10 protein-coding genes are annotated in these 17,489 nt (G+C 33.5%); 4 read left to right on the top strand and 6 right to left on the bottom strand.

The window, feature by feature from the left end:
• Window positions 1-93: 93 nt before the first annotated feature.
• Entirely contained in the window at window positions 94-2,496 is a 2,403-nt protein-coding gene (locus PXC01_RS01510) for an outer membrane beta-barrel family protein (protein ID WP_276470609.1), read from the bottom strand.
• Window positions 2,497-2,697: 201 nt separating this feature from the next.
• On the opposite strand from PXC01_RS01510, the gene lepA reads away from it, so the two are divergent.
• A complete protein-coding gene (gene lepA / locus PXC01_RS01505) occupies window positions 2,698-4,494 on the top strand; it encodes a translation elongation factor 4 (protein ID WP_276470608.1) in 1,797 nt (598 codons plus the stop codon).
• Window position 4,495: 1 nt separating this feature from the next.
• Here lepA and PXC01_RS01500 read toward each other — a convergent pair whose 3' ends face one another.
• From PXC01_RS01500 to PXC01_RS01480, 5 genes are all read right to left on the bottom strand, one after another.
• Window positions 4,496-5,260 carry a LytR/AlgR family response regulator transcription factor gene (locus PXC01_RS01500; protein ID WP_276470607.1) on the bottom strand — a complete coding sequence of 255 codons (765 nt, stop codon included), beginning with the start codon at window positions 5,258-5,260 and terminating at the stop codon, window positions 4,496-4,498.
• A gap of 10 nt (window positions 5,261-5,270) precedes the next feature.
• Window positions 5,271-6,278, bottom strand: a complete 1,008-nt coding sequence (locus PXC01_RS01495) for a sensor histidine kinase (protein ID WP_276470606.1) — start codon at window positions 6,276-6,278, stop codon at window positions 5,271-5,273.
• 40 nt (window positions 6,279-6,318) lie between these two features.
• Window positions 6,319-8,658, bottom strand: coding sequence for an outer membrane beta-barrel protein (locus PXC01_RS01490; protein WP_276470605.1), 2,340 nt, complete (start codon window positions 8,656-8,658; stop codon window positions 6,319-6,321).
• A gap of 190 nt (window positions 8,659-8,848) precedes the next feature.
• Window positions 8,849-9,112 carry a hypothetical protein gene (locus tag PXC01_RS01485; protein WP_276470604.1) on the bottom strand — a complete coding sequence of 88 codons (264 nt, stop codon included), beginning with the start codon at window positions 9,110-9,112 and terminating at the stop codon, window positions 8,849-8,851.
• Between the two features lie 248 nt (window positions 9,113-9,360).
• Window positions 9,361-11,217, bottom strand: coding sequence for a cation:proton antiporter (locus PXC01_RS01480; protein ID WP_276470603.1), 1,857 nt, complete (start codon window positions 11,215-11,217; stop codon window positions 9,361-9,363).
• A 610-nt stretch (window positions 11,218-11,827) separates the two neighbouring features.
• On the opposite strand from PXC01_RS01480, the gene PXC01_RS01475 reads away from it, so the two are divergent.
• The 3 genes from PXC01_RS01475 (at window position 11,828) to PXC01_RS01465 (ending at window position 17,459) form a co-directional block, all read left to right on the top strand.
• A complete protein-coding gene (locus tag PXC01_RS01475) occupies window positions 11,828-16,039 on the top strand; it encodes a PAS domain S-box protein (RefSeq protein ID WP_276470602.1) in 4,212 nt (1,403 codons plus the stop codon).
• The gene (locus PXC01_RS01470) at window positions 16,023-16,442 is read left to right on the top strand and encodes a response regulator (protein WP_276470601.1); all 420 of its coding nucleotides are present in this window, start codon (window positions 16,023-16,025) and stop codon (window positions 16,440-16,442) included. The genes PXC01_RS01475 and PXC01_RS01470 overlap by 17 nt, the downstream gene beginning before the upstream one ends.
• A 156-nt stretch (window positions 16,443-16,598) precedes the next feature.
• Complete coding sequence (locus tag PXC01_RS01465; protein WP_276470600.1) at window positions 16,599-17,459, top strand: MBL fold metallo-hydrolase; 861 nt, start codon at window positions 16,599-16,601, stop codon at window positions 17,457-17,459.
• Window positions 17,460-17,489 lie beyond the last annotated feature (30 nt).

Below are 17,489 nucleotides of genomic sequence, written 5' to 3'. Positions count from 1 at the left end.
ACTAAATGTAGGAAAGTAAAATTGAATTATCTTACAATTTATTTAAGTTTTTCTTAACTAAAAAATAAAATGCTGATTATTAACCCGTTATAGTTAATCGAGACGTTCACGTTCTATTTTATCTATATCTCGTTGGTTGTCTTCTAAACGGAAATTACCAAAGTTGTATGTAAAACCAAACTTTACATATTGGGTTTCAGGAATTACCAAGTAACTGTTGTCTTGATTTAAATATTTTGAAGATACGTAGCCGTTGTATTTTCCTAATAAATCATTGGCACTTACACTTAATACGGCTCTATTATTAAAAAATGATTTTCTTAATCCCAAGGTTAAATTTGTAGTTTCTTCTTGTATATAGGACCCTTGTAACCAACCTGATAAGAACACCAACCCTAATTCTCCCTTAAAACTACCGTCTTTAGAAAGTGTAAAATAATTGGTTAGATCTATATAAGCTCCGTTAAACTTATTTTTATAGGAATATTCATTGCTTTGCAACGCAATAAAAGACTCTTCTTCATGAAAAAGAGAAATATAACTGTACAAGTACCAATTGTTAGTGATAGACTTACCATAAGTAAAATCAAACCCATAAGAGTTGCTTTCTAAAACATTCTGCGTAATATCCCTTAAAACGAAATTATCATTGTCCTGAAAGGTCAGTGTAGATATATACCTACCGTTGTCTCGATAATAGAAATCAAAATAATACTCCTGATTTAGGGTATAGTTCAAATTAAAATTATGGCTAAAACTAGGGGTTAGATTAGGATTACCTTCTTCAAAAGTACGTTCATTGATATAGGTCCTAAACGGATTTAAATCTTCATACCTAGGGCGTTCTAACTTTCTAGAATAATCAAAAGATAAACTGTGATTGTCGTTAATGTTATGTAATATGTAGAAAGATGGAAAAAGTTCAAAATAATCAAGGTCGTTAATGCTTGATACATTAACAGATACCCCAGAACTTTCTGTTTGTTCTACACGCAAGCCTGTTTTTATACTCCATTTTTCCCAATCTTTAGATAGGCTAAAATAACCTGCATATACCCTTTCATCGTACGTGTAATCATCGGACAAATTAGAAATAAATTCGGTGCCATCATTCTCTAAAAAATAATCCAACCTACTTTCAGAATCAATAAAAGAACCTTTTACGCCTGTTTCAAAAAATACACTACCCAAATAATCAGTATAATCTATTTGAGCGGTCTTTATTTCTATCTGTTGATCGGCAATGGTAGAGAAATTAAAATCGCGTAGAAATGAGCCGTTAGGTTGAAAATAATCTGAGTTTACATCTTGATTTCGGTCTAAATCAAAATTTGTGTAGTGTGCATTTACAGTTAAATTTCCTTGGTCTTTAAACTGATGTTTAAAAGTAAGGTCGCCCGAAACATTATACTTTTGTTCGCTTAAAAAACTATTTGTGGTAAAAAGGGAATCCAATACACCAGATGCATTTTTAATAGTAGTTTCCTGAAAAAAATCAGCATCCTTTTTTGGTTGATACTGTGCGTTGCTTGTTAGGCTTAGCGTATTCTTATCATTAAATTCATAATCTACTGATATTCCTGCACTATGGGTATTAGTGCGTATTATTTGATCAAAATCTGTATCCCAAACAGAAGTAATACCGGTAATATCCATAAAATTGGTATTACTCAAAGTATTCTTAAATTCCTTTTTAGGCGTATAATTATAGCTTGCGTTTACGTTTAACCTTTTAGTCTTATAAAAGTGAGATGTTCCAAAATTGTACTTGGGAAAAACCCCTTGCGTATACCCGGCATTTACATTGCCTTTATACCCTACAGATACATTTTTACTGGTAACGATATTTAAAATTGACCCACCCTCGGCATCATAACTTGCTGGCGGATTATGTATAACCTCCACAGATTTTATATTCTCACCCTGGTAATTTTCCAACAAGCTTCTAACCTCTTCTGAAGACAGCTGCACTTTACGATCATTGATATAAATTGTAGTGGCTTGATTTCTCACTTTCAGTTCATCATTCATCATAATGACTCCAGGTGTTTGACGAAGAATATCCCAAGAACTGTTCTGGGAAATAACCGTGTTTTCTACATTGAAAACAATACGGTCCACTTCTCTTTTAACTACAGGTTTATTGCTGGTAACGGTTACCTCATTAAGTTGTTCTGCTTGTTGCTCAATTATAATAGCTCCGATCTTAGTGTCCTTTATAATTTCTATTGCCAAATCATTAGATACTTTACCTACGTAAGATGCTTTTAGAAAATAAAGTCCTTCGTTAATATCTGTAAATAAAAATGCACCGTTTTCGTCAGCAGAAGTGCCTTTGGCCAGAACAGAATCTTTAGCCGTAACTAAAAAAACAGAGGCAAATGCAACTGGTTCTTGGTACTGATCTTTAACCTCACCTTTAAGTTCAAAGGTTTGTGAATGCGCAAATTGAGAAACACCAATGATGAAAAATAAAATAGCAAGAAGTAGTTTCAATGGTAATTTGGGGTTGATTATCAAATCTAACTAAAAACGTCGTAATTTTTTACAATATATGTAATCCAAACTAATCTATGCAACAATAAATAGCTTACTACACTAAAGTTTAGCGCTATAAATTAGATTATATTTGCAATTGCTCTTTAGTACCGGGCGTTATTCCTGGTATAAATTAGCATTATTATTACTGTTACCGCTATGAAAAACATTAGAAATTTTTGCATTATTGCACATATTGACCATGGGAAAAGTACCTTGGCAGATAGATTGTTGGAGTTTACCGGATCTGTTACCGACCGAGAGAAAAAAGAACAACTTCTGGACAGTATGGACCTTGAAAGAGAGCGTGGTATCACCATAAAAAGTCATGCCATACAAATGGATTATATCTATAAGGGGGAACATTATATTTTAAACTTGATAGACACCCCAGGCCATGTAGATTTCTCATATGAAGTTTCTAGATCTATTGCAGCATGTGAAGGTGCGCTTTTGGTCGTAGATGCCGCACAGAGCATACAGGCACAGACTATTTCAAATTTATATTTAGCGCTAGAGAACGACCTTGAAATTATTCCTGTTTTAAACAAGGTTGATCTACCAAGTGCCAACCCAGAAGAGGTTACAGATGATATCGTTGATCTTTTAGGTTGTGATGCGGATGAAGTTATACCTGCATCTGCAAAAACCGGTATTGGCATAGAAGAAATATTAGCGGCAATTATTGAGCGTATTCCTGCTCCTACGGGCAACCCGGACGAAGCCTTACAAGCTTTGGTCTTTGATTCTGTTTACAACCCTTTTAGAGGTGTTGAAACCTATTTTAGGGTCATTAACGGTGAAATTAAAAAGGGACAAAAAATAAAGTTTGTAGCAACCGATAAGGATTATTTTGCGGATGAGGTAGGTACTTTGAAGTTGACCCAAGAGGTTAAAAAAAGTGTTAAAGCCGGTGATGTTGGTTATTTGATTACCGGAATTAAAGATGCGCGTGAAGTTAAAGTAGGTGATACGATAACCGATGCGGCCAACCCAACTAAAAACCCTATTGGCGGATTTGAAGATGTAAAACCAATGGTATTTGCCGGTATTTACCCTGTAGATACAGATGAGTTTGAAGAGTTACGTGCTTCAATGGAAAAATTGCAGTTGAACGATGCTTCTCTTGTTTTTGCTCCAGAAAGTAGTGCTGCTCTAGGTTTTGGCTTTAGATGTGGTTTCCTTGGAATGCTACATATGGAAATCATTCAAGAGCGTTTGGAACGAGAGTTCAATATGACGGTTATAACCACGGTACCCAATGTTAGTTACCATGCTTATACACGTAAAAACCCTGATACCCCAATTATAGTCAATAATCCTACGGATTTACCCGATCCGTCTGGTATAGACCGTGTTGAGGAACCTTATATTAAAGCTACGATTATTACAAAATCTGACTTTGTTGGTAACGTAATGTCTTTGTGCATAGAGAAAAGAGGACAAATTACGAACCAAACCTATTTGACGACCGAACGTGTTGAACTAAATTTTGACATGCCTTTAGCGGAAATTGTTTTTGATTTTTATGATAGGCTAAAAACGGTTTCTAAAGGATATGCTTCATTTGATTATGCTCCTATAGGTATGCGTACCTCTAAATTAGTACGTGTAGATATTCTTTTAAACGCCCAACCGGTAGATGCCCTATCTGCATTGATCCATGCGGATAATGCCGTTCATATTGGTAAAAAAATGTGTGAAAAGCTAAAAGAACTGATCCCTAGACAACAGTTTGATATTCCTATTCAGGCTGCTATTGGGGCAAAAATTATCTCTAGAGAGACTACAAAAGCTTTACGTAAAGATGTAACCGCTAAATGTTATGGAGGTGATATCTCTCGTAAACGTAAACTTCTTGAAAAGCAGAAGAAAGGTAAAAAACGTATGCGACAAGTTGGTAACGTAGAGGTGCCACAAGAAGCTTTTATGGCGGTATTGAAGCTGAACGATTAACTTACTCTAACCACTTTCTAAAATCGGAAGTAGTAGAAGTACTGGTCATTGCTTTTTCTTTACAGCCTTTAATGGTTATAAGTAAACGGTTTTTAAAATGGCTCTCTATTTGTTCTATATAATCAATATGTACTATTTGACTACGATTGATTTTAAAGAACTTATTGGGCGATAGTTGTTGTACTATGCTGCCAATAGTTTGCGATATGGGATGTCGTTTACCTTCTTTGTCTATGGCGATGCAGAAATCTCCTGAAGCTTCGATCAAACTAATTTCAGAAGTGTTCAATAATTGAATACCATTGGGGCGCTTTATTACAAAACGCTTCTTATAATTGGTCTGCTCTTCTTGTAACGCCAGTTTTAATGCATTTAAAGTTTCGTTGCTCAACTTACTATCGTATTCGCCCTGCTTGAACAGAGACTGATATTTTTCCAGAGCTTTTATGAAATCGGTATTTGTATATGGTTTTAAAATATAGGCAATTCCGTTGGTATTGAATGCCTGAAACAAATAATCGTCATAAGCGGAGCAAAATATTATTGGACAACTCACTTCTACGGCATTGAACAGGTCAAAAGAAATACCGTCTAACAACTTAATGTCAGACAAAATAAGATCGTATGAGTTCGCTTCTAAAAGATCCCTGCCTTCTGCAATAGATCTTGCCCAATGGCTTGTTACATCGCCTTCAAAAAATGTTTTAAGATGACTTAATAGTTTCTGGTATGCGGGAATTTCATCCTCTAAAATTAAAAGTGTCATATGCTTCCAATTAGTTACTTAATTTAATTATTGGAATCGAAATCTTAAATTCCTTTTCACTTTCTTCTATTTTAGGGACCTCTTTGGAGAGTAATTGATATCTTGCTTTTAGGTTGATTAGTCCCGTGCCCAAACTATCCTTTGGTGATGCAAATTTCAATTTGTTGTTTGTAACTGTCAACCAATTCTCATCAATATCAATACTAGTATGTATTTTATTTTCTCCACTTGCTTTGTTATGTTTTACTACATTTTCTAATAACGTCTGTATAGCACCGGTGGGTAAAAATTTATTGGAAAAATCAATGTTCTTATGGATATGAAAACTATAATCATCACCAAATCGGGTCTGTATCAGAAACATATAATTATCCGCTAAGTTCATTTCTTCAGATAGCTCCATGACCTCGGCATCTTTTGTTTGAATCAAGTATCTATAGATTAGTGAAAGACGATTTATATATTCTTTTGCCTTATTGGCATTACTGTCTATTAAAGCATCTAAAGTGTTTAGATTGTTAAATAGAAAATGAGGGTCTAATTGCGAACGCAAAAGCTTAAGCTCATTTTCCTTCTGTTGTTTTTGAATTTTTACAACCTGTGTTTGGCTTTCATAAAACTTCTTTGTCAACAAAATCCCCAAAGGAATACCTACATTATCCGCCCCGGCAAAAAGACCGTCCAATAATGCTCTGTGCCAAACCGGGTATGTTCTGCAATCATTTTCACATGACCAATACCCGGCAAGGTTTTCTATAAAACCTGTAACGGTCAAGATTACAATTGCCAAACTAATGAACAAGAAATAGTTTGTGTTCTTCAATAAAAAATTTGGCAACAACCAATACATAAATAGCCCAATGGCAATGCATGCCATAATTATGTATGTTGGAATATCAACTATAAATTCTAACAGATCATTACCATACACATAATATTGCCAAACATTAAGAAGTGATGTTACGCCTATAATGACACCCAGCAATATGAAGTCTGACTTATTTAGTTTCGTGTTCATTTACTATACTGTATTAATTGTCTTGTTTAATACGGTTTTGTTACTCTTTTGAAGCGTTCTCTCGCTTATTGTTTTTTCCGAATTTTGAACCAAAACTATAGTTCAATTGTAAAAATACATTGTTTCTGGCCCAATTAGAAACGATGGTTGCATCTACATTATCATACCTTACAGTACCTGTAAAAGGTCTTTGTATCAACTCTTCGTACTCTAAACTAACCTTTAATTTGTCATCAAGAAAACTTTTACTAATGGCAATATCAATACCTGCCATCCAATCATATTCAATAATACCTTCTAAACCTCCGGAGGTGTAGTATCCGGATATTTCTGAATTGATTTCCCAGGGCAATTCATATTCAGCGCTCGTAAACCAGGTAATGCTCCACTTAGATAAATCTAGCTCAGGATCTAGATTTTCTGATGCGTAACGATTATGATTGGCAATTATACCTGTATAACCATCTAATCCGTTAATAAAACTTAAGGGTGCAAATAGACTAAAATTCCAATTTTTGTTCTGTGCCAAATTGATCATTGATCTAGAAGTCTCGGCAGATGCATCGTTTTGGGTTATGATTTCAAATAATTGATCTGAGGTTTCTCTATAACTTATATTAAAGAACGGTTGGTTTTCATACGTTAAATTAAATTGATAGCTGTTAGTAAAGGCAGGTTTTAGATTGGGATTTCCTTCTTCAAAAGTAAACGGATCATAGAAATACACGAAAGAATTTAGCGAGCTGTAGGACGGTCTGCGAATTCTATAGCTGTATGCAAGGTTAGCACTGATTTCTTCCGTAATTTCTCGGCTTAGGCTAACACTTGGAAATAGCTTTGATATTTTTCTTGTTCTTGTTTCCCCAGTAGTGGTTGCAGTACCTTGGGTATCACTTTCTTCCCAACGCAATCCGCCAGAAAAACTCCACTTATCAACCTTTACGTTTAATTTAGAATACAACGCCAAAATTGTTTCATCTACCAAGAACCTGTTGCTCTCTGCCGGTTGAAACTGAAATACACCTTCCTCATCTTCTGTAAAAGATTGCAAATCACTATCTGATGCTACATCTGAAAATTTAGCTCCGGCATTCCAAGAGAAATTCTCATTGACCGTTCGTTTATAGTCAGCTTTATATGTATTAATTCTATAGGCTGCATCTTGAAAGTAACGCCTATTATCATAAGGTAATTCTGATGTACCTACCTGAAATAAATTGTTTTCGTTATCATACCCATAATCAACAAAATTGTAATCAAGTACCAGTTTGTTTTTATCATCCTTAAATTCGTAATATGGGTTTACGGTATAAATACTTCTGTTACGATCAAAACTATTATCGGTTAACAAGCTAATCTCTGATGAAGCACTTGATATGGTGGTATTGTTATTGGAAACCCGATCAGAATCGCTGTTGACTATTCTACCACTTACACCAACTGAATGCTTGTCTGACAGATAATAGTCAACACCTGCTCCAATATTAATGATTATGGGGTCAAAAGCAGATTTTGAGGTTTGTTCATAAGTATCTTCAAGAACTTTACGAGACAATATTAAATCATCTCTAGAAGTAGATTTTCTATATCCTGCACTTAATTGCCAATTAAGTTTGTTTTTATAACTGGCGACTGAAGCACTAGTAGCATATTCAAATCTGTTCTCATAGCCTACCATTTGTTTTACATTACCATGCGTACCTAGTTTTACGTTATTCTTTAAAATGATGTTTAAAATTGGTCCTGCCCCTTCTGCATCGTATTCCGAACCTGGTTGCTGTATTAATTCTACCTTAGAAATATTGTCTGCGGGCAAATCTCTAAGTAAGCTCGCCGTATCCATATAATCCGTAGTCTTGCCGTTTATGAGTATTCTAATATTACCTTGGCCGGCATAACTTACATTACCGTTGGTCAAAATAATACCCGGAACTTTTTTTACAACATCCTGTAGGTTGGTATTCACCATATCCGAGTTTTCAAGATTTACAATAAGCTTTTCTGCCGTTTGTTTTATTTGAGGTCTTTTACTTTTTACCACGACCTCATCTAAATTTTGGGTTTCTTCTTGTAAAGTAAAATCTACTTCCAAATCTGATCCTAATAATTGAAGTTCTTCAGATTTTTTAGTTTCAAAGCCCAATACCGATACTTCTATAACATAGGTGCCATCTGCGATGTTTTTAAATTCATAAACTCCAATATTATTACTAATAGCTCCGGTTAACGGCTCTTCTTTTCCTAATTCATAGAGAATGATATTGGCGAAAGAAAGTGACTCTTTTGATGTGTCCGTAATTATACCGTTAATTGAATTTTGAGCAATTGAGCTAACTGTGATTAAAAGCGCTACTATTAGAAAAGCAAATCTTAATTTCATGACTGGTCGTTTTTTTATTGGATTTAATTGATATCGCAAAACTATAGTCCGGGTACTCTTTTATATAATAGATTCTGCCCAATTGGGATAAAAAAGGGATGAGTTGGGTTTATTTCTTAGAAAATTGTTTCCAAAATAAAAAAGTCTTACATATAACATGTAAGACTTTTAAAATAATCTAATTGATATTTTAGAAATCCGAAAGGAGATTCAAAGCTTCGCAAGTTGCGTCTACTACTTGTTGTGGAGACATCCCGTCTAAATCAGATTCATCTAACGTTCCGGCGCTCTCTCCGCCAACGGATAAATCATAAGTTCCGTCGCCATTATCGCAAATTTCAACTTTTTGGTCTGCAGCACTACATGATTTACATCCATTATCATCGTCATCTTTTGAACAACTCGTGAAAGTAACTGTAGCTGCTAAGGCTAAAAATAAAATTGATTTTTTCATAAAAACATTTGGTTTTGGTTGGTTTTTCTTACTCCTTAACGAAATGATTTTAAATAATATTGTCAGAATTTTTTACACGCTTAAAACTTCTATTACACATAAATTAAAAAAAGTCTTATAAATATGGAGCTCGGAGAAAATAATACTTACTTAATTTTGATGACTTTTTTTAAAGCTGCTGTATAAAATTTTGTTAGAAACTAATTTTGAAGATCATTATTTTTAATAGAAACCTAGTTGATGAAACTTTAATTCTGTTTTGCCTCTTCTTTGTCTGGGTCTTCATTAGGAAACATTTTGCCTAAATATGCGAGTTTATAACCCTTCTTAATATCTGTAAACTCTTTACTAAATGCGGTAATAATATGAATATTGCCTTCTGGGTCCAATAAAAATAAAGGAACAATATCTGCATCTGCTTTGGTAATCTCGATCAAGCCTTCATAATGTTCGGTATCATGAAGTTCAATTTCATGAATTGCAGGGAATTTTCTAGCAGCTTCCGTCAACTTAATAAAATCATCTGTGTGCGAAAACAGTCCTTCTTTTGGATTATTCTCTGGATCAGACATTTCATCCGCATCTACCAACCTAAAGGACCCGTTCTCCCCAAATGCATCTTGAAACTTATCTATGGCATACTTATTTATGTCTGAGTTTGCGGTCAATGCCATTAAATACCCAATATCGTTCAATTCAATATTATCGGTCAAATTATCTGAATATATGTTTGCAGAAATTGCCTCTAACCCCAACTTTTCGGCCTTGTCAATATTAGATTGGTTATTGTCAATAAGCACAACATGCCTGTCATTCTTATGTAAATATTCACCAATTAAACGCGATACTTTTGATGCTCCTAAAATTAAAATTCCTTCAGATTTATTTAAAAATACACCTATTAACTTAGCGAAAACCCTAGCCGTTGTAGCATTTAAAAGTACAGTACCAAGTACAATCATAAACACCAAAGGGGTTATATACTCTGCTCCTGCTTCTCCTTTAGAAAGTAGTTTGGACCCAAATAAGGACGCTATACCGGCAGCAACAATACCTCTAGGACCCACCCAACTAATAAAAAGCTTTTCATTAAACTTTAAATTAGACCCAATAGAGCTTAAAAAGACTCCAAGTGGTCTAATAATCAATACAATAGCTAAGAACAGCGCTATCGTTTTCCATGTAAATATTAATTCTAGATCAGAAATATCAATGTTGGCAGCCAGTAGAATAAATAAGATGGATATCAATAAAATACTTAAAGATTCCTTGAAATAAAGCAACTCTTTAATGTTAGGTAAATTGGTGTTACCCATTACCATACCCATAACAACTACTGCCAATAAGCCAGATTCGTGTGCAAAAACATCCGACATTACAAAGACTCCCAATACTACGGAAAGCGACACTACATTTAATAAATAATGTGGTATAAAGTTCTTTTTGATTAAAAAGGTAAGGGCATGGGCAAAGGTAAATCCGAATGTAAAACCAAATAACAGAATTTTAGCAAACTCGATCAATGCAGTCATGGTATAGGCTTGACCTTCCCCAACACTAATAAACTCATAGACCAATACTGCCGCCAATGCACCAATGGGATCAATCAAGATTCCCTCCCATTTTAAAATTGCCGAAACATCTTTTTTAAGAGGTATGTTTCTTAATATAGGGGTAATTACCGTTGGTCCTGTTACAATGATCAAAGCAGAAAACAAAAAACATAGTTGCCAAGAGAGTCCAAATAAAAAGTAGGCTGCCAATGCCGCACCAAAGAATGTGGTTAAACTACCTAGAGTAATCAATTTAGTTATCACCGGACCAATATTTTTTATCTCCGATCGCTTAAGTGTAAGTCCGCCTTCAAATAAAATTATACTAATGGCCAGCGATACAAAATAATACAATCCTTCACCAGGAAAAAGACCTTTATCTCCGTTCCAAATTGGCTCTATAATTTTTGATCCGTCTTCAGTATACAATGTTGACAAAGGCCCAACGATTAAACCAATAAGAATTAATGGTAAAATAGCCGGTAGTTTTAAGCGCCAAGCCACCCATTGAGCAAGTATTCCTAAAATGATTATTCCAGCAAGCTCTAGCATTTGATTGATTTTGGATAAAAATAACAATTAAACCCCACTATATAACATAAAAACCAAGTGAACATCTCATTTTAAATGCAAGGTTCAATTGGCAAATTTCCCTTAATAATAGTATACATAAATAGTTGAACGCATTTATTGGAACCGGCTACTTAACAAATTACATGAGTAAGTTTATATTTCCATCCCTACATTAAAGTCAACCTAACAGTTTCTGCCATTATTCCAAAAAAACTATTGATACCTCTCTTATAAGTAAAATTATAGCTTGGTTTATAAATTAACCACATAAACCTATCTGTTAAAAAGCATATGTTCAACGATATTTTGTTTTAGTTAAATGTCTAAAACAAGTCAAAATAGGGGCTTTTAACAAAATCTAGTTAAACACTTTTAGCCATATTGAATGAAAAAGAGTAAATTAATTCCGGTAGAAAACTAAAAATACAACTGATAAAAGACCTACATATTGAAGTTAAATCTTACAAAATATAGAAAAAAAATACTATTGTAAGCATGACTTTTTTAACTTCGTATTACCCTCATGGCATAAGCTGATACTATTTATATTGTAGTTTTTAGTATAATTATATAATCCTTACCAACAAAAATGTCTGAAACCTTTAAATGGTCCATCTTAAAAAACCCTTTATTACACGGTTTTTTGGCATTTTTACTTGTTTTGATCATAACCCAGTTTATTGCTTTTCAGAAATACCAGCTTTATCAACAAACAGAACAGCAAGAAATAGAGAATAGGGTATCAAGCCTAAAAATCGATTTACAAAATATCTTAGGTCAAAGCTATAATGCTACACAAACGCTTGCATTTATTGTTGATCATTATGGTATACCAGATGATTTTGACAGCATTGCACAACTACTATTAAACAACAACAATAGTATTGATGCCCTTGAGCTTGTAAATGAAAAGGGTGTAATTACCCATGTACACCCTTTAGAAGGAAACGAAGTCATTGGCATGAATATCCTAAATGACCCAGACAATAAATTTGGTGCCAAAATTACCCTAGAAAGAAAAGATTACTACACCGCCGGACCTATTTACCTTAAACAAGGTGGTTCTGGCATAATTGGTAGAAGACCCTTATATAAAAATGGAGATTTCAATGGTTTTGTAGCCGCTGTTGTGCGCCTATCTACAGTCATCAATGCAGTTCAATTAGACAGTACCAACAATGAAAAATTCTCTTATAAATTAGTAAAAATCAATGCAGATAATACTGAAGAAACGTTTTACGCTTCTAAAAACATATCTAAAGAAAGCGCAACCACCTTACCACTAACCACTAGTCAAGGAGAATGGAAACTGTATGTCTACTTGGACAGTAACAAAATGAACTCTTCTACCATGCTTTTTTCATTATTGGGCATGTTACTCTCTATAGTATGTGGTATACTTTCTTGGTCCCTAATGCGGCAACCAGCAAAATTAAAAAGAATAGTAGAAGAAAAAACAGCGCTTTTAAAAGATAGTAAGGAGCGATATAAATCATTAATAGACGGGGCTTCTGACGGTATATTTTTAAATGATTTTCGGGGAAACATCTTAGATGTAAATCCTTATGGAATTAAAATGTTCGGCTATTCAAAAGTTGAGTTGTTGAACATTAATATAACAGACCTGACCATTGATGAGGAAACAACAAAACGATCAGTTAACTATGCTGAATTGAGAAAAGGGAAAACTATACGTTCAGAACAAAAATTAATAAAAAAGGACGGCACTATTTTTTACGGAGAAGTTAGTGCTAAAATGATTGACAATACTACTATTATGGGTATTGTTAGGGATATTACAGAAAGAAAACAATTAGAGTTGGCGGCAGAAGAAAACTTAGTTAAGTTCAGTAAGGCATATAACAACCGCTTTGTAGGTATGGTCATAAAAGATCATAATAATCGTTTTGTTGACGCTAATTCTTATTTTCTAGATTTAATAGGATATTCTTTAGAAGAGATTAAGGGCAAATCTATATTAGAACTTGGTTTAATAGATTTTAGCGAAAAATTAAATGCCGACCCTGATATTCTTGCATTGAACGATTCTCAAAAAATAGAAAAATTAGAGGTTGATTTTATAGCTAAAAATGGTAGTATTCTACATTTACTACTATCAAAAGAGCCTTATGAATATTTAGGCGAAAACTATAGTTTAAGTACTTACGTTAACCAGACCGAAGCAAAGAAAACCGATGAAGAAAGGCAACGCTTAATCTCAATAATTGAAAATAGTCCAGGTTTTATTGGTCTTGCAACGCTATCCGGTGATCCATTGTATTTAAATGATGCTGGAAAAAAAATGGTTGAATTGCCCTGTGATTTTGATGTGAACAATTCAAAAATGTTCGATTTTTTTGAAGACAGTTACAAAAGTGTCATAATCAACGAGCATTTACCCACCATAATGAAAACAGGATTATGGACAGGAGAAGTACCACTTAAAAATTTTAAGACCAATAAAATAATTCCTTTAGAATTTTCTGGTTTTCTCATTAAGGACAAAACAACGAACAAACCTATAGCTATTGGGTCTGTAGGCTTTGACCTAACCGAGCGAAAGCAAAATCAAAAAGAAATTCTTGAACTACAAAGCAAGATGGATGCGGCAATACGCATTGGTAAAATTGGCTATTGGGATTTTGATATTGAATCGGCAACTTTTAATTGTTCTCCTCTCATGTACTCTATATACGAGATGGATGAAAGTACAATTTTAACTATATCGTATTTAGAAAGTATTATCCATCCAGACGACCTAGAATTACATAGAAAAAAAGTATATGACATTGTTAAAAATAAAATTAACCATGCCTTTACCTATAGGATCATAGTAAATGGTAAGGTCAAATATTTAATGGTAGAGGTAGAGGTAATCAGGGAACCTGAAAATTTAGCTATAAAATATAGAGGTACGGTAATAGATATTACAAAAGAAAAAGAAGCTGATATTGAAATTTTAGATTTAAAGAATAAAATGGAAATAGCCATGCGGATCGGTAAAATTGGTTATTGGGATTATGATTTCAGCACTAAAATTCTTTACTGGTCACCTAGACTATATTCTATTTATGATGTAGACCCAAAAACCGAAATAACTTTACCTTTTATAGAAAGTCTAATGCATCCAGATGATCTGGAAAGTCATAGGGAGCTTTTAAGTAGCGTAACAGAAGATGTTGATACGTATTCGTTAAATTATAGAATAATTTTAAAAGATGGTTCTATAAAGCATATTATAGCCGAAATGGAGGTCTTAAGAAATGAAGATAAATCTCCAAATAAGTATAGAGGTACTATTATAGATATTACAAAGCAAAAAGAAGCAGATTTTGAAATTCTAGACCTACAAGCTAAAATGAATGCGGCCATTAGAATTGGAAATATTGGTTATTGGCATTGGGATATGACCGGCAATATAGTAGAATGGTCAAAAGAAATGTATGCTATGCACGGCATTGACCCTAAAACAAAAATGACACCAGATTTGGTAAGGGAAATTATATATGAAAAAGATGTAATTGTTTTAGACAAGAAACTGGCAAAGAAAAAAGGAAAAGGAGATGCGGTACCAAGTAAATATAGAATTCAACTAAAAGACAACTCATTTAAGTATTTCTTAGCCTTTTCAGAAATAGTCTATGATACTAATGGTGAACCTCTTATTTACCATGGTACTTCTATGGATATTACCAAGAACGTTCTATCTGAACTAGCACTTAAAGAAAGTCAGGAAAAATTCTCCAAGGCCTTTCAAACAAACCTTATGGGTATGCTAATTTTAGATGAAGAAAGAAGAGTGGTCGATGCCAATGAAATGGTTTATGCCATACTTAATACCACTAAGAAAAAATTACTGGGCAAGACCGTTATAGATTCTAAAGAAATTTTTATTGACGAAGTAGAGCGTGAAAGACTTTGGAAAAAACTAAAAGAAGAAGGTGAAATAGTAAACCAAGAATATAAAATAAGACTTAAAAATGGCATAAAGAAAACACTGTTAATGTCTATAAAACCCTTGCATTTAAAAGGTAAGGTCAGTTATCTGGTCAATATCTATGATGACTCTAAAAGAAAAGAGGCCGAAAATAGTTTAGAGACACAATTTCATGAACTACAGAAAACCAATTCAGAATTGGACAGTTTTGTTTATAGTGCTTCACACGAGTTAAGAGCTCCATTATCTTCGGTCTTAGGATTGATACAATTAATTCAAATGGAAAATATCAACCCAAAACTATACGAACATTTAAACATGATGGAAAAATCTATTGAAAGATTAGATGATTTTATCAAAGACATCATTGAATATTCTAGAAATAAACATATTGCCCTTAGACTAGAACCTATAAATTTTACTACTTTAATAGAACATTCCATAGAAAGTTTGTGGTACTTAGAGAATACCCACAAAATAAATATTGAAATTAATGTGGACGATAAGTTCAATTTTATCTCAGATAGTAAGAGAATTTCAGTTTTATTGAATAATTTTATATCTAATGCCATCAAGTATCATGATATTAATAAAGCTGATGCAGCTATTTGGATCAATGTGAAAACCACCAAAAAAGAGGCAATCTTAATTATAAAAGATAATGGTGTAGGTATGGCAGAAGATCAATTGGAAAAAATATTTGAAATGTTCTATAGGGTATCTTCTAAGGTAATGGGTTCTGGTATAGGGCTTTTTATAGTTAAAGAAGTACTTTCTAAATTGAAAGGAACAATAAATGTACAATCAAAAATAGGTGACGGATCAACGTTTACTTTAAAAATACCAAATGAAGCAGGTAAATAACAGTATGGCTAATAATATTAATATTTTATTGATTGACGATTCAGATGTGGACAACTTTATTAATAAAGCCATAATTTCAAAAGAAGATAATATTTCTCAAATTACAACCATGACCTCAGGGTCTGAAGCGTTGGCCTATTTAAAAAATATTATTGAAAATGATGAAACTTACCCAGATGTAATATTTTTGGATATTAAAATGCCCGGTATGAGCGGATTTGAATTTTTAGATGAATATATAAATTTATCAGACTCGCTTACCAACCATTGCAAAGTTTATATCTTAAGTTCTTCGTTAGATAATTTAGATTCTGAAAAAGGAAAAGAATATGCTGTTGTCAAAAAACATTTGACCAAACCTTTGGCACATCATATTATTGGAGATTTAATAAATGAAGATTAGTTTTTTAGCATAACTACCATTGATGAGATAGGCTACTATTGGGTAATTTGATAATCTCGCTACTACAACCTTATTAAGTCTTATTATCTAGCGGTTAAATGATAATACTTTCTTAATATTCCCAAGATTACCCTCACTTTTATTATTTTGCCCTTTATGAAAATTTATCCTGTTGAAACCGGTAATTTTAAATTGGATGGTGGTGCCATGTTCGGCGTAGTACCTAAAACCATTTGGCAAAGAACTAACCCGGCAGACGATAATAATCTAATTGATATTGCCGCAAGAAGCCTTCTAATAGAAGATGGCGATAAGTTGATTTTGGTAGATACCGGCATGGGAAATAAACAGTCTGAACGGTTTTTTGGCTATTACTACCGCTGGGGAGATTTTAGCATAGATTCTTCTTTAAAAAAGCATGGTTTTCATAGAGATGATATAACGGATGTTTTTTTAACACACCTACATTTTGATCATGTTGGTGGGGCCATTCAATGGAACAAGGACAGAACAGGTTATGAACCCGCATTTAAAAAGGCTAAGTTCTGGACCAATGAAAAACATTGGAAATGGGCAACAAAACCAAACCCAAGAGAAAAAGCATCTTTCTTGACAGAGAATTTAATACCTATGCAGGAAAGTGGCCAACTATCATTTATAGATTTTGAGGATGATAATTTTCTCAAAAATAGTCCCTTAGGTTTTGATATTCGTTTTATAGACGGCCATACGGAGAAACAAATGCTGCCACAATTTTCATATCAGGGCAGGACTATAGCTTATATGGCAGATTTAATACCAACCGTTGGCCATATTCCCCTACCTTATGTTATGGGTTATGATACTAGGCCATTATTGACAATGTCAGAAAAAGAACTATTCTTGAACGAAGCTGCGGACAATAATTACTATCTGTTCTTTGAACATGATGCGCATAACCAACTTTGTACCTTAAAACACACTGATAGGGGTGTTCGTTTAGATAAAATATACACTTTTAACGAACTCTTCAATTAATTTTAAATTATAAACAAGAAACATTAACTA

Origin of the sequence: Maribacter huludaoensis, assembly GCF_029350945.1 — a bacterium.
Lineage (GTDB): Bacteria > Bacteroidota > Bacteroidia > Flavobacteriales > Flavobacteriaceae > Maribacter > Maribacter huludaoensis.
The sequence above is the reverse complement of the archived record's forward strand: the minus strand, read 5'-3'. Positions and strand labels throughout refer to the sequence as shown.

Coding starts and splice junctions, on each gene's coding strand:
- PXC01_RS01490 (WP_276470605.1), bottom strand. CDS start 8,658: ATGAAATTAAGATTTGCTTTTCTAATAGTAGCGCTTTTAATCACAGTT.
- PXC01_RS01465 (WP_276470600.1), top strand. CDS start 16,599: ATGAAAATTTATCCTGTTGAAACCGGTAATTTTAAATTGGATGGTGGT.
- PXC01_RS01470 (WP_276470601.1), top strand. CDS start 16,023: ATGAAGCAGGTAAATAACAGTATGGCTAATAATATTAATATTTTATTG.
- PXC01_RS01485 (WP_276470604.1), bottom strand. CDS start 9,112: ATGAAAAAATCAATTTTATTTTTAGCCTTAGCAGCTACAGTTACTTTC.
- PXC01_RS01495 (WP_276470606.1), bottom strand. CDS start 6,278: ATGAACACGAAACTAAATAAGTCAGACTTCATATTGCTGGGTGTCATT.
- PXC01_RS01475 (WP_276470602.1), top strand. CDS start 11,828: ATGTCTGAAACCTTTAAATGGTCCATCTTAAAAAACCCTTTATTACAC.
- PXC01_RS01480 (WP_276470603.1), bottom strand. CDS start 11,217: ATGCTAGAGCTTGCTGGAATAATCATTTTAGGAATACTTGCTCAATGG.
- lepA (WP_276470608.1), top strand. CDS start 2,698: ATGAAAAACATTAGAAATTTTTGCATTATTGCACATATTGACCATGGG.
- PXC01_RS01500 (WP_276470607.1), bottom strand. CDS start 5,260: ATGACACTTTTAATTTTAGAGGATGAAATTCCCGCATACCAGAAACTA.